The organism is Brevibacillus sp. GCM10020057 (assembly GCF_042683565.1).
Lineage (GTDB): Bacteria > Bacillota > Bacilli > Brevibacillales > Brevibacillaceae > Brevibacillus.
This window is the reverse complement of the sequence record NZ_JBHUJW010000043.1, coordinates 1,018,222-1,030,673: the sequence shown is the minus strand read 5'-3', so window position 1 is coordinate 1,030,673 and position 12,452 is coordinate 1,018,222. Positions and strand designations below refer to the sequence as shown.

At 54.7% G+C, this 12,452-nt stretch carries 13 protein-coding genes; 7 read left to right on the top strand and 6 right to left on the bottom strand.

Translation table 11 applies throughout. The features are described 5' to 3' along the window. Positions 1-48 precede the first annotated feature (48 nt). Positions 49-312, bottom strand: coding sequence for a stage VI sporulation protein F (locus ACFSO0_RS18790; protein ID WP_376882978.1), 264 nt, complete (start codon positions 310-312; stop codon positions 49-51). Between the two features lie 192 nt (positions 313-504). Here ACFSO0_RS18790 and ACFSO0_RS18785 point away from each other — a divergent pair, with 192 nt between their 5' ends. Next, entirely contained in the window at positions 505-1,422 is a 918-nt protein-coding gene (locus ACFSO0_RS18785) for a S8 family peptidase (protein WP_376882976.1), read from the top strand. A 110-nt stretch (positions 1,423-1,532) separates the two neighbouring features. Here ACFSO0_RS18785 and ACFSO0_RS18780 read toward each other — a convergent pair whose 3' ends face one another. Continuing rightward, complete coding sequence (locus ACFSO0_RS18780) at positions 1,533-1,847, bottom strand: hypothetical protein (RefSeq protein ID WP_376882974.1); 315 nt, start codon at positions 1,845-1,847, stop codon at positions 1,533-1,535. An 83-nt stretch (positions 1,848-1,930) separates the two neighbouring features. Here ACFSO0_RS18780 and ACFSO0_RS18775 point away from each other — a divergent pair, with 83 nt between their 5' ends. Both ACFSO0_RS18775 and ACFSO0_RS18770 read left to right on the top strand, forming a co-directional pair. Beyond that, entirely contained in the window at positions 1,931-2,389 is a 459-nt protein-coding gene (locus ACFSO0_RS18775) for a YaiI/YqxD family protein (protein ID WP_376882972.1), read from the top strand. Further along, positions 2,386-3,054: a phosphatase PAP2 family protein gene (locus ACFSO0_RS18770; protein WP_376882968.1), complete on the top strand. Its 669-nt coding sequence runs from the start codon at positions 2,386-2,388 to the stop codon at positions 3,052-3,054. Before ACFSO0_RS18775 ends, ACFSO0_RS18770 begins: the two co-directional genes overlap by 4 nt. Positions 3,055-3,058: 4 nt before the next feature. Here ACFSO0_RS18770 and ACFSO0_RS18765 read toward each other — a convergent pair whose 3' ends face one another. Then, positions 3,059-3,940 carry a LysR family transcriptional regulator gene (locus ACFSO0_RS18765; RefSeq protein ID WP_376882966.1) on the bottom strand — a complete coding sequence of 294 codons (882 nt, stop codon included), beginning with the start codon at positions 3,938-3,940 and terminating at the stop codon, positions 3,059-3,061. A 135-nt stretch (positions 3,941-4,075) separates the two neighbouring features. Here ACFSO0_RS18765 and ACFSO0_RS18760 point away from each other — a divergent pair, with 135 nt between their 5' ends. After that, positions 4,076-5,293 carry an MDR family MFS transporter gene (locus ACFSO0_RS18760; protein WP_376882964.1) on the top strand — a complete coding sequence of 406 codons (1,218 nt, stop codon included), beginning with the start codon at positions 4,076-4,078 and terminating at the stop codon, positions 5,291-5,293. Between the two features lie 291 nt (positions 5,294-5,584). Here ACFSO0_RS18760 and ACFSO0_RS18755 read toward each other — a convergent pair whose 3' ends face one another. Then, entirely contained in the window at positions 5,585-6,988 is a 1,404-nt protein-coding gene (locus tag ACFSO0_RS18755; RefSeq protein ID WP_376882962.1) for an amino acid permease, read from the bottom strand. Positions 6,989-7,202: 214 nt separating this feature from the next. Then, the gene (locus tag ACFSO0_RS18750) at positions 7,203-8,600 is read right to left on the bottom strand and encodes a sigma-54 interaction domain-containing protein (protein ID WP_376883269.1); all 1,398 of its coding nucleotides are present in this window, start codon (positions 8,598-8,600) and stop codon (positions 7,203-7,205) included. Between the two features lie 225 nt (positions 8,601-8,825). On the opposite strand from ACFSO0_RS18750, the gene ACFSO0_RS18745 reads away from it, so the two are divergent. Both ACFSO0_RS18745 and sda read left to right on the top strand, forming a co-directional pair. Then, positions 8,826-10,037, top strand: coding sequence for an ornithine--oxo-acid transaminase (locus ACFSO0_RS18745; RefSeq protein WP_376882960.1), 1,212 nt, complete (start codon positions 8,826-8,828; stop codon positions 10,035-10,037). A gap of 266 nt (positions 10,038-10,303) precedes the next feature. Further along, positions 10,304-10,441: a sporulation histidine kinase inhibitor Sda gene (sda, locus tag ACFSO0_RS18740; RefSeq protein WP_376882957.1), complete on the top strand. Its 138-nt coding sequence runs from the start codon at positions 10,304-10,306 to the stop codon at positions 10,439-10,441. A gap of 98 nt (positions 10,442-10,539) precedes the next feature. Here sda and ACFSO0_RS18735 read toward each other — a convergent pair whose 3' ends face one another. Next, on the bottom strand, positions 10,540-11,049 hold the full coding sequence (locus tag ACFSO0_RS18735) for a molybdopterin-binding protein (protein WP_376882955.1): 510 nt from the start codon (positions 11,047-11,049) through the stop codon (positions 10,540-10,542). 219 nt (positions 11,050-11,268) lie between these two features. Here ACFSO0_RS18735 and ACFSO0_RS18730 point away from each other — a divergent pair, with 219 nt between their 5' ends. Then, a complete protein-coding gene (locus ACFSO0_RS18730) occupies positions 11,269-12,438 on the top strand; it encodes a MalY/PatB family protein (RefSeq protein WP_376882953.1) in 1,170 nt (389 codons plus the stop codon). Positions 12,439-12,452: the final 14 nt, after the last annotated feature.

Sequence of the window (12,452 nt, the reverse complement as noted above, 5' to 3'; positions counted from 1 at the left end):
TTGCCGGGGAGGGCTGCGCCGAAAAAGGACGCAGCACAAAAGTCCTGCTTAGCCGAGCACATCGTGCACCTGTTTGCGGACGCTGGCAATTTGCTTGTCACTAAGCTGGACCCCGACCGCCTTGCCGACTTTTTGGATGAGCTTTTTCAGCTTCTCGTCGTCCTTCAGGTCATCTTTTGTATAATTTTTCGCCAAATTCTTGATGTCGCTCATCTTCCACTTCTTTTTGCTCTTCTTGTTGATTTTTTTCAACAGCTCGCTCGGCTTACCTTTGAGCTTTTTGACCGAGATTTTCTTTTTTTTCTTGGCCATCGCTCGCATCTCTCCTTTCATGGTGAAACGCACTTTTCGCCCTATGCAGTTATATGGGAAAACGGGGCGTTGCGTTTGGACAGATGCTCTGCGCACCTCGCCTATTTTCGCAGGCATGTGTGTATGCCCAAACCCACCTGCGAGGCAGGAACATAGGATGGTGCAGAGCATGTATGACAGGAGGCTAGCGGTGTGAAAATTATCAGCTTTCACCGAAGTACACCGTTTCGTGATATTTTGGCGGATTTGCAGTCGCATGTAGCGGAACCGGATGACAAGCAGCCGTGGAGATGCTTCGAGGATCTCTCCTGCTTGTGCGTCAACGCGCAGGTGTACGCCCGCCACCAGAGCCATTTCAACCGGTACCCGGCAACTGTGGAAGAAAACGTGACGATCAGCGTTCATTCCGAGGAAGAGATTCCGTGGGGAGTCCGCTATGTCGGGGCGGAGCGGCTCTGGAAGCGCGGGAAGGGAGAAGGCGTCAAAATAGCCGTCATCGACACAGGTATCTCGCGCGACCACTTCGAGCTGCGCGACCGGATCAAGGGCGGGATCAATCTCGTTTCAGGCAGGCGAAACGGGCACGGCACGCATGTAGCCGGCATTATCGTGGCAGAAATGAACCAGCGCGGAATTGTCGGAGTATCGCCAGAGGCGCATCTGTACGACGTGCGGGCGTTCGGGGCTGACGGGAAATCGTCGCTGGCCATCATTTTGCGGGCGATTAACTGGGCCATCGAGAACAAAATGGACATCATCAACATGAGCTTCGGCATGCCGCAGTACAGCGAAGCGCTGGCCAGAGTCGTCGAGAAGGCGAATAGACAAGGCATCATCATGGTCGCTTCTGCGGGGAACAACGGGGGAGCGGTGGAGTATCCGGCGCGCTACAAAGGCGTGGTCGGGGTGAGTGCGATCGACCAGAACGGCAAGCTCGCAAAGTTCAGCTCACGGGGAAAAGGCGCCAATGTCAAAGCGCCGGGTGTAGACATCTTGTCGACCTGGCCCGGAAACCAGTTCCGCACGCTAAACGGAACTTCGATGGCGGCACCCCATGTGACGGGGCTCAAAGCCTTGGAGCTGTCGCGCTCGCGCAAAAGAAAGGGGTAGGAAGCCACAGCTGTGTACATAGGCACAGCACAACGCCAATTGCCGGGTACGCAAAAAAGACCCCGGAATGCCTCTTTTCGGGGTCTGTTGCCTGCAACGCCGGCTCGCTCTTATTGGTGGACTTTGGTGTCGTGATCTTGCTGGACGCGAAACCATATATTAAGATCATTAATGACACTGGCTAACTCGTGGATTTCGCTGTTTAACTGGCAGGATCGGATGAAGTCTTCTTCCTCGGACATTTGTTTCGTCTTTTCGATGATAACGGCTTCGATCCGGATGATCTGGTCTGGAATGGTCGCGCGAATTTCCTCCCACTCCAGCAAAATGTCGGCTCTCTCTTCGTCCGAGTACGCTTCCCACTCCTTCTCCAAAGCAGGGAGGCGGATACCCAGTCGTTCATCTAGGATAAAATGATTGCACAAAGATTCGTTCACTCCTCTCCACACTCATCATACCAAATTTGCGGCAGGGCGGGGAGAAAAAAGCTGACGAAAGGCGGATGCCCATGCACAAAGCACGCGTGCTGATTGACGCGGATGCCTGTCCGCGCCAGGCTTTGGCGATTGTACAGGAGCTATGCGGCGAATACGGCTGGAACTATTATACATACGCCAGCTTCCATCACCAGCTCGTCGGACCGAATCACATCACCGTTGATGCCGGGCCGCAAGCGGTAGATACAAGGCTGGCCAACGATGCGCGGGCGGGAGACATCGTCGTGACGCAGGACATCGGGCTTGCGGCGCTGATTCTGGGGAAAAAGGCGTTTGCGCTCTCGCCGCACGGGATGATCTTTGACCCGCAGCGGATCGAATTTCATCTGGAGGAGCGCAACGAGAAAGCGAGATTTCGCCGGGGAGGGGGGCGCACCAAAGGCCCGGCGGCTCGCACGCGCCAGGACGATTTGCGCTTTGCCGAAGCGCTGCGTTCTTTGCTGGAAAAAGCGAGGGGGAAAGACGTTTGACAGGAACAAAAAACAAAGCCGTGCTCATGACAGGCTCCGTCATCTTTGCAATCATGTCTGTCGTATGGACGGGACTGCTGGTTACAGACAACGTGAAGGGACTGGATGCGGCGGGATTCGCTGCGGCAAAAGCGTTGCGGACAGAGGAATTGACGGCTTTTTTTCAGGTGTTGACCCAATTGGGAAATGCGGTGGTGCTCGCGCCGCTCGGGGTAGTGGTGATCGCGTCGCTCTACGCGATGAGGATGCGTGCCGAGGCGCTCTGCCTGCTGCTGACGCTGGGCGGGGGCGAGCTGCTGAACGAGCTGTTGAAAGCCGTTTTTGCCCGAGCGCGCCCGAGCGATTTTCATCTCATCGCCTTGCCCGATTCCTTCTCGTTTCCGAGCGGGCACGCGATGATCGCGCCGGCCTTTTACTGCATGCTGGCGCTGATCGCCGCCCGCTGGCTGGAAGGGAGACGCTGGGCAGTCCTCGTCCAGCCGTTGACCTTCGCCGTGGTCATTTTGCTCGGGCTGAGCAGAGTCTACCTTGGCGTTCATTTCATGAGCGACGTCCTCACAGGATTTTGCCTGTCCATGACCGGTTATTGTCTGGTCCGCTACGGGTACGAAAGATATCTGGAAAACAGGCGCCCGTCTGTCCCGAAGATGGTGCAGCTACGCTGAACTGCTACGTGGAATAGCCTAACTCCTTCATCAAACTCAGCCATTTCTCGACGCTGGGTTTGTTCTTTTTTTCCCGGGGAAGGACGATGTATGCCGAACGCTTCGGCGGCTTGTTTCCGGTAATGGGAACCTCCACCAGCTTGCCGGCTGCGAGATCGGCCTTGACGGCAGAACGGGTCATGAGGCTGACGCCGACGCCTTCTTTAATCAGATCGATGGCCAGCTCCGCCTTGTCGACCGTCAGCCTGGGCACGTAATTGCGCGGAAGCGTCTGCCGAATCCACTCGTTAAAGGGCGGGCCCCAGCTCATATGGATGAGCGGCAGGCGCCGCAAATCGCGGGAATCGACATGGGACGATGTAATGTACGTACAGCCTGGACGGCTGACCAGAACGATCTCGTCCTCCCAGGTGGGAATCACCTCGAAATTCGGCAGGGAGGGCGGCACATAGACGATGCCGATCTGGATGACGTTGTCCAGCAAATACTGGATGACATCGGAGGAATGGCCGGTCTTGGTGCTGATCGCAATTTGCGGGTAGCGGTAATGGTACTCCTTGAGGATCGGCTCCAAGGTGGAGGTCCAGATCGCATTCAGGCTGCCGATCGACAAATAGTCCTCGTACGGCTGGAGCGAGGCGACTTCATTGAGCGCCTCCTGGGAGAGCTTGAGTATTCTTTCCGCATACGGCAGCAAGGTCAATCCCGCCTGCGTGATTTCCACGCTACGTTTGTCCCGGACGAAAAGAGGTTTTCCTACTTTTTCTTCCAGTTGCTTGATGCGCATAGTAACGGTAGACTGTACGAGGTGGAGCATCTCTGCAGCCTTGGTAAAATTTTTTGTTTGCGCAAGTGTGTAGAAGGCGCGTAATTGTTCAAAGTCCATAACGTGAATGTCCCTCTTATCTAAATATTTGATTACCATATACAAAATTGTTCGTTTCCAAAATTATACCCGGTTCTTTACGATGGGAATATCCCTATTTCACGCATCTATTCGGGGAGAGCGAGGGGTATTTCGATGAAACGGGAAATATGGAGGGAAACACCGTTTGGGGTCAAACTGTTGCTAGCGACCTCTTTCATGATGAACCTGGGCTTTTACGCACTGATCCCGTATCTTACCCTGTATTTGACAGGAAGCATGGGCTGGGCGCTGGCGATGGCAGGCATCGTCTTGAGTGTCCGGCAGTTTTCCCAGCAAGGCTTTGCCTTTATCGGCGGAGTGGCTGCTGATACGTTCGGGTACAAAGGCACGATGGTGCTCGGCATGACCGTGCGCGCCATCGGGTTCGCGATGTTTGCGTTCTGTACGGAGACGTGGCAGTTTTTCGTGGCTGCCGTCTTGTCCGGATTGGGCGGCGCGCTGTTCGATCCCGCCGGTTCGGCAGCTTTTGCGGTGCTGACTCCGGAATCCATCCGCAAAGAAGTGTTTGCGTTTCGCAATGTGCTGACCAATATCGGCGTCGTCGGTTCCCAGATCATCGGGACCGCGCTGTCTGCCGTTGACTTTACGTACTTGTCCCTGTTTGCGGGGGCGGTTTTCGGGGCGTGTGCGCTGCTCGCCTTCTTTTTGCTGCCGCCGATTGCAGCCAAGAGCACGCGCCAAAGCATCTGGGACAGCATGACCCACGTGCTGAAGGACCGGCAATTCGTCCGGTTCACCGTCATTTTGATGGGGTATTACTACTTGAACAATCAAATCTTCCTGACCATCCCGCTGCTGGTGGAAAACGTGACCCACAACAAAGGGGACGTGGGGATCGTGCTCTCCACCGTGTCTGTCTCCGTCATCCTGCTGCAGATGAAAGTCAGCCAATGGATGGAGGGCTACTCGCAGCGGCTGACGCTGATCGGGATGGGGACGCTGATTATGGGCACGGGACTGTTTATGCTGGCTTTTGCCAGCTCGCTCTGGCTGCTGCTGTTGGATGTGTTCCTGTACGCGCTGGGAACGATGATTGCCGTACCGAATCTGGTGGACGTGGTGCCCCGGTTCGCCCCCAAGGAGCTCGTCGGCGCGTATTACGGCTTCAACGGCTACTCCATTGCCATCGGCGGGTCGGTCGGCCAGATCGCCGGGGGCTGGGTATACGACCAGTCGCTGCACTATCAGGCAGCGTGGCTGCCCTGGACTCTTTGCCTGATGGTGGGGCTTTTGGTTGCCTGGATGCTGTATCAAATGGAACACAGCACGGGAACATTCGGCAAAGATTACCCGAAGATAGCGAGCTCCTGAATTTTTTTGGGCTTGTTTTGAAACATTTTCCAGTCGTTGTGCGTATATAACGATAGAGAGGTTTGTGTTAGGAAAGTGAGGAATGCTAGATGGAAGACATGAAAAAATTGAAACGGATGCTTTTGGTAACGAGTTCCCTTGGATTTGCCGTCTTTGCGATGGTAGTCATCACGGAGATCGTGCGTATCTCCTTGTAGGGCAGACAAACTGGCAACAGAAAAAGCGAAAAGCTTGCAAGCCATCCGTTCGGGGCTGCAAGCTTTTCTTTTTCTGACGTAAGCGCGAGGCAGATTACGCAGCGTTTTGTTGTTTGCCTTCGAGCTTCTGTTTGAAGCGGAGTCGGTAGATGACGATCGCCAGAAGCATGAATGGAATGCCGCAGTAGAGGGCGATACGCTGTTCCGGATCAAAGGCGAGACTGGCGAGGACAGTCAGGTTCAAGATCAGGGAAAGGAGCGGTACGAACGGATACAGTGGCGTGCGGAACTTGAGTTCTTCCACTTTTCCGCCGTTTTTCAGGAATTGACGGCGGAAGGCCAACTGGGAAGCCGAGATGGAAATCCAGCCGACTTGCGCGCCGAGACCAGCGACCGACAGCAGGACCATGAACACTGTATCTTCTGCAAAAATGCCGGACAACAGAGACAACAGCGCAATGGCAAAGGTAATCAGCAGGGCGTTCATCGGAATGCCTTTTTTGTTGACGGCACGCAGCTTCAAGGAGGCCATACCTTCTGTGGACAGCGCGTACAGCATCCGGGTCGCGGCGTACAGGCCGGAGTTGGCTACCGACAGGAGAGCGGTCAGCACGACGAAATTCATGATGTCTGCGGCATACGGGATACCGATGCTGTCAAATACAACGACAAAAGGGCTTTCTACGACTCCGGCCTGCTCATACGGAATCATGCCGGAGAGGACGAAAATCGCCAGGACGAAGAATACGAGCGTGCGCCAGACGGTGTTGCGGATGGACTTAGGAATCGTTTTTTCCGGCTCCTTGCTCTCGCCGGCCGCAATCCCGATCAATTCCGTTCCCTGGAAGGAAAAGTTCACGGTAATCATGGTCATCAAAAGACCGGTAATGCCGTGCGGAAGCAAAGAGGCACTGGAAAAGTTGGAAAGCATCGGAGCAGGCTGACCGTTTTTCAAACCGATCAGGCCGAACATCGCGGCGCCACCCAGGATAATGAACAGGATGATAGCGCTTACCTTGATACTGGAAAACCAGAACTCAGTCTCGCCAAAGGCGCGGGCAGACAGGGCATTGAGCAGGAACAGAACGCTGCCGAAGATCGCGCACCACATCCATACGGGCGAATCCGGGAACCAGCGCTGCATGAGCAGACCGGAAGACAACAGCTCCAGCGCGACAGTCACCGCCCAGCCCAGCCAGTAAAGCCAACCGACGCCGAAGCCGAGCGATGGACTGACGAAGCGCGTCATGTACGTCTGGAAGGAACCGGCTACCGGCATGGCTACCGTCAACTCGCCCAGGCAGAGCATGGTCAGGTACATGATGAAACCGCCGACCAAAAACGACAGGATCGTACCGATCGGACCGGCCTGGCTGATGGTATAACCCGATCCGAGGAACAGGCCCGTCCCGATCACGCCTCCCAGCGAAATCATGAACAAATGCCTGCTCGTCATACTTCTTTTGAGATTGTGCTGCTGTTCGTTGTGTGTGTTCATCGAGTCGACTCCTTCATGAAAAAATATAGTGGTGATGAATGCGTTTTCATAAAAACTTTACACCTTGCAAGAATGATACCAAAGTAAACGGCGAGAAAAAACGGGAAAATTGCAAGAAGTGAAGGAATCGGATGCAAAGATTTTTGGCAACGGAATGCAAAAAAATTAAAAAGTACGCCAAATAAATTGGCGTACGTGAAAGAATGTGTCAGCCTCATCCTCTTATTCCCAGCTTGCGCAAGCGATATTGCAGGCTTTGCCGGCTGATTTGCAGTTCTTTGGCGGCGCGGGAGATGTTGCCGTTGTACTTGTCCACGACGTGGTGAATGTACGCAGTCTCGAATTCCTGCATCGTTTCCTTTAAGGGCTTGCCTTCATCCGGGAAGGGCAGATACGGCTGGCGTTCGGTCGCATGGATGACGGCGGCGGCCGGCGTACGGCGCAAAAAGTGAAGCGGCAGGTGCTCGTAGCGGATCGTCGTCTCGTCGATCATCAGGTTCATCGCCCCTTCGATGAGATGCTGCAGCTCGCGCACGTTGCCCGGCCAGTCGTGCTCCATAAAAAACTGGAGAACTTCGTCGCTGACCCCGGACACCTCCATCTGAAAGAGCTGGTTATATTTTTGAATAAAATGCTGTACCAGCATCGGGATGTCTTCCTTGCGCTCCCGCAGCGGAGGGATGAACAGGGTGACGACGCCGAGGCGGTAGTACAAATCTTTGCGCAGGTGGGAGTTGGCGATGGCCTCTACCGGATCTTCGTTGATGGCGGCAATGATCCGCACGTCGATCGAGCGATCCTTGGTGTCTCCGATTCGGCGGATGGACTTCTCCTGCAGGGCTCGCAACAATTTTGCCTGCAGAGGCATACTAAGCGAGTTGATTTCATCGAGGAACAGTGTGCCCCCTTCCGCCTGCTCGAACAAGCCGGGCCGCTCGATGGCTCCGGTAAACGCGCCGCGGGACGTGCCGAACAGCAGCCCTTCGATGAGACTGTCAGGGAGGGCGGCGCAGTTTTGGGAGATCAACGGTCCGGACGAGCGCAAGCTGGCATTGTGGATGCTTTGGACGAACAGCTCCTTGCCCGCTCCTGTCTCGCCCACGACGAGGACGGAGGAGGAGGTGCGCGCAGCCCGTTTCGCGCTCTCGATGACGTCGAGAATCGAGCTGCTGCGGCCGATGATCTGGTCGAAGGTATAGCGCGAGCCGTTTTTCACCAACAGATTTTCCCGGATCAGGCGTTCCATTTTCGTGACATCGTCCGCAATTTCTACGGCCCCGACGATTTTGCCGTTATCCAGCAGCGGGAACGTGTTATTGATGGTCGTGATTTCTTTTTGCTTGTCGTTAAAATAGGTCTGCCGCGTGTTGCGGATACTTTTCCCCGTGCGCAGGCAGGTGAGCAGCGTGCTTTCCTGACCGTCGGGGAACTGGAATACTTCTGACAACGGCTTGTGCAGGACATCCTGCTGGGACATTGATTCGAGCTCGGTCATCTTCTGATTGTAGATGATCGTCTTGCCGCTCGCGTCAATGACATGGACGCCTTCATTCATTCTGTCCAATATTTGTTCGTAAATGCGCAAAAATGTGTCGAGCGACGGATGTTGCATGGCAGACGACACAATAATTCACCAGCCTTTCCTCGTGAAAGTATCATAACACAGGAAGTAGCAGGTGCAAAATCATTATGCAGGTGCCGAAAATGTGAATGCGACATGCAAAAATATTTTGCAGATCAGCCGTGTTTTTTTGCACATTTTCCCCAAAAAACGTTGGCATCATTATTGCAAGTTGCAAGTGAGCAGCTGCATGCGAAATTGAAGGAGGTCGTCAACATGGAAAAAACGAAAAAGGTAATTGACCAAACAGAAAAATACGGTGCGCATAACTACCATCCGCTGCCGATCGTCATCTCCAAAGCAGAGGGCGTATGGGTGGAAGATCCGGAAGGCAACAAATACATGGATATGCTGAGTGCATACTCCGCTCTGAATCAGGGGCATCGCCACCCGCGCATCATTCAGGCACTGAAGGATCAAGCCGACAAAGTCACCTTGACCTCCCGCGCTTTTTACAATGACCAGTTGGGCGTCTTTTATGAAAAATTGTCTGCCTTGACCGGCAAGGAAATGATTTTGCCGATGAACACGGGCGCAGAAGCGGTGGAGACTGCGCTCAAGGCAGTTCGCCGCTGGGCGTACGACGTGAAGAAGGTGCCGGACAACCAGGCAGAAATCATCGTCTGCGAGGGCAACTTCCACGGTCGTACCGTGACCGTCACTTCTTTCTCTTCGGCAGAGGAGTACAGACGCGGCTTTGGTCCGTTCACGCCAGGCTTCAAAATCATTCCTTACGGCGACATCGAGGCGCTGAAGCAGGCGATTACCCCGAATACAGCGGCGTTCTTGCTGGAGCCGATCCAGGGCGAAGCGGGCATCATCATCCCGCCGGCCGGCTTCCTGAAGCAGGCGTACGACATCTGCAAAGCAAATAACGTGCTGCTGGTGAGCGACGAGATCCAGACGGGCTTCGGACGCACAGGCAAACTGTTCGCGAGCGACTGGGACGGCGTAAAACCGGATATGTACATCATGGGCAAAGCGCTTGGCGGCGGCGTATTCCCGATCTCTGCTGTCGCAGCAGACAAGGAAATCCTGGGTGTTTTCGAGCCAGGCTCCCACGGTTCCACATTTGGCGGCAACCCGCTCGGCTGTGCAGTAGCCATCGCAGCGATGGATGTACTGGCTGACGAAGGGCTCGTGCAGCGCTCTCTGGAGATGGGCGCGTACTTCATGGAAAAGCTGCAGGAGATCAAAAACCCGCTCATCAAGGAAATTCGCGGCCGCGGCCTGTTCATCGGCCTCGAGCTGAAGACGGCTGCCCGTCCGTATTGCGAACAGCTGAAAGAACTGGGGCTACTGTGCAAGGAAACACACGAGACAACGATCCGCTTCGCACCGCCGCTCGTCATTACAAAAGAAGACCTGGATTGGGCGATTGCGAAAATCAAGCAAGTGCTGCATGTTGCCGAGACGGCAAACGCATAATTTTACAGACGTGTCGAAAAGCTTTCGGGGATGGCTTTTTTGTTTGGTCTTGAATCAGGAAATAACATTTCGACAATTTCCGACTAGTTGTGGATAAAGTTGGAAATGATATTCACGTTGCAAACTCTCGTCTTTTCTTTACTTACGCACACTTTGCTCACATCTTTTCCACAACCTTTCCACATCAGATGTGGATATCGGAACGGTTGTTCGTCAGGGAACGTTCTGATAAAATGGGCACATAAACGAGGTGGAGGTGAGCAAAGGTGAAATACTTGAGTGACCAAATGTTAATAGAAGTATATCATCGAGCTGTTGACCTTCAGCTTGACGCCGCATTTATCGAATTGCTCCGGAACGAGCTGGATCAACGGCAGATCTGTATTTCCCAGGCAAGTGCGTAAGTGTAATGGATCGCCTTCGTACAGAGCTTGAACATAAGAAAGAGTAAAGCCATCCTCCGGCAAGCTGCGGTGGATGGCTTTTTCGATTGCGGGAAGGCTCAATTGGCGCGGATGAATTCGATGGCGCAGATCCGGTCGATCGGCTCTTCTTTGGCGATCAGCATCTCCGGCAAGTAAAAGTAGACGGGGCCGCGTTCGCGGATCGGTTTTCCGTCCTTGGCAAACTGCAGAATGGCGCGTCTCGCATCCGCAATGGTCAACTGGACAGGCTCCAAGTCTTCCCGGTGCAGCAGGACGTGCGTGACGTCAGGCGCCGGCTCTGCGTTGTTGATGAACGGCTCGAGGCGAATCCCGTAATCGCCTTCGAGTACCTTGCGCTCTTGGGCAAGCGTAGCTTTTCGCTCGGACGGAGGCTCGGCGCCTTCACGCAGTTCCTTGTCCCACTGGGAGCCGGTTCCTTTCAAATAGTGAACTTCGCGTTGTTCCGCGGAATCTTCGTCCCCGCGATACTCGGAAAGGTTGAATTTGCGATCGTCAAACACCCAGACCGTAGGATCTAATGTGATGGGGAAGGAGACCGCCCCCTTGAACACGATAACATCTGCCATGAAACATTCCTCCGTGGTCGATCAATCTCAACTCTCATTCTACTGCAAGCGGGAGGTGGGGGCAATTGTATGCGCGAACGCGAAAATTTCTGAAATACATGCGGCAGGAAAGCTGCGTCTTGGCGCGGCTCTTTTTACGTGCAGCCAATCCTTGGACAATCGGCTAAAAAGCGTATATTCTGAAAAAGAAACAGAAAAAACAAAGCGGGGGTGGAGCAATTGTTTGACTTTGACCAGCGGATTGATCGTACTGGCACGAACAGCGTGAAATGGGAAGCGTCCCATCCGGATTACAACGCAGAAGGAATGCTGCCGCTGTGGGTGGCAGACATGGACTTCGCGTGTCCGCCTGCCGTGACAGAGGCGCTCATCAAACGGGCGAGCCATCCGATTTACGGCTATCCGATGAAGCAGAAGGTGTTTTACCAGGCGTTGCAGGAGTGGATTGCCAAACGGTTCGGCGCAAGTGTGGAGGTAAGCTGGATGACCAGCGTAGCGGGCGTCGTGCCGGGCATCTACGTCGCCATCGATGCCTTTTCCGCACCGGGCGAGAAAGTGGTAATCCAGACGCCGGTCTACCATCCATTCGCGATCGCGATTGAAAATCGGGGGCGCCAAGTCGTGCGCAGCAGTCTTGTGGAGCGCGACGGTCACTACGACATGGACTGGGAGGATCTGGCGCAAAAGCTGGCCGATCCACAGGTCAAGCTGATGCTGCTCTGCAGTCCGCACAATCCTGTAGGCCGCGTCTGGACGAAGCAGGAGCTGGAGCGTCTGGGCAGCCTGTGCGCCGAGCATGGCGTCATCGTGCTGTCAGACGAAATTCACGCGGATCTCGTCTACGAAAAAGGCAGCCATACGCCGTTTTTCGCACTGCCTGCAGAGCTTGCCAGCCAGAGCGTCACCTTTGTGGCACCGAGCAAGACGTTCAATCTGGCGGGGCTGTTTACCTCTTATGTGCTGACGCCGAATGAACGGCTGCTTCGCATGTACAAGCAGACAGCAGCCAAGCTGGGGAACGAGCACATCAACCTGTTCGGGATGGAGGCAGCGGTGGCAGCCTACCGGCACGGCGAACAGTGGCTGGACGAGTTGCTCGCCTACTTGCACGGAAATGCCCGTTATTTGCATGAATTTTTGGCGCAGCGCATCCCGGAAGTTACAATGAACGTGCCGCAAGCGACGTATCTCGGCTGGATGGATTTTCGCAGGCTCGGACTGGAGCAGGCCGATCTGAACCGGGTGATTCGCCGGGAAGCCAAGCTGGGCTTGAACGACGGCGCCTTGTTTGGCGAGGAAGGAACCGGCTTTCAGCGAATCAATTTCGCCTGCCCGCGAGCGCTTCTGGTAGAAGCCATGGAGCGGCTGGAGCGAGCTTTGCACTCATAAATGAACAAAAAGGG

Bases quoted from the DNA above. Each gene is read 5' to 3' on its own strand.
- ACFSO0_RS18790 (WP_376882978.1), bottom strand. From the start codon at position 312: ATGGCCAAGAAAAAAAAGAAAATCTCGGTCAAAAAGCTCAAAGGTAAG.
- ACFSO0_RS18775 (WP_376882972.1), top strand. From the start codon at position 1,931: ATGCACAAAGCACGCGTGCTGATTGACGCGGATGCCTGTCCGCGCCAG.
- ACFSO0_RS18765 (WP_376882966.1), bottom strand. From the start codon at position 3,940: ATGGACTTTGAACAATTACGCGCCTTCTACACACTTGCGCAAACAAAA.
- ACFSO0_RS18760 (WP_376882964.1), top strand. From the start codon at position 4,076: ATGAAACGGGAAATATGGAGGGAAACACCGTTTGGGGTCAAACTGTTG.
- ACFSO0_RS18755 (WP_376882962.1), bottom strand. From the start codon at position 6,988: ATGAACACACACAACGAACAGCAGCACAATCTCAAAAGAAGTATGACG.
- ACFSO0_RS18750 (WP_376883269.1), bottom strand. From the start codon at position 8,600: ATGCAACATCCGTCGCTCGACACATTTTTGCGCATTTACGAACAAATA.
- ACFSO0_RS18745 (WP_376882960.1), top strand. From the start codon at position 8,826: ATGGAAAAAACGAAAAAGGTAATTGACCAAACAGAAAAATACGGTGCG.
- ACFSO0_RS18735 (WP_376882955.1), bottom strand. From the start codon at position 11,049: ATGGCAGATGTTATCGTGTTCAAGGGGGCGGTCTCCTTCCCCATCACA.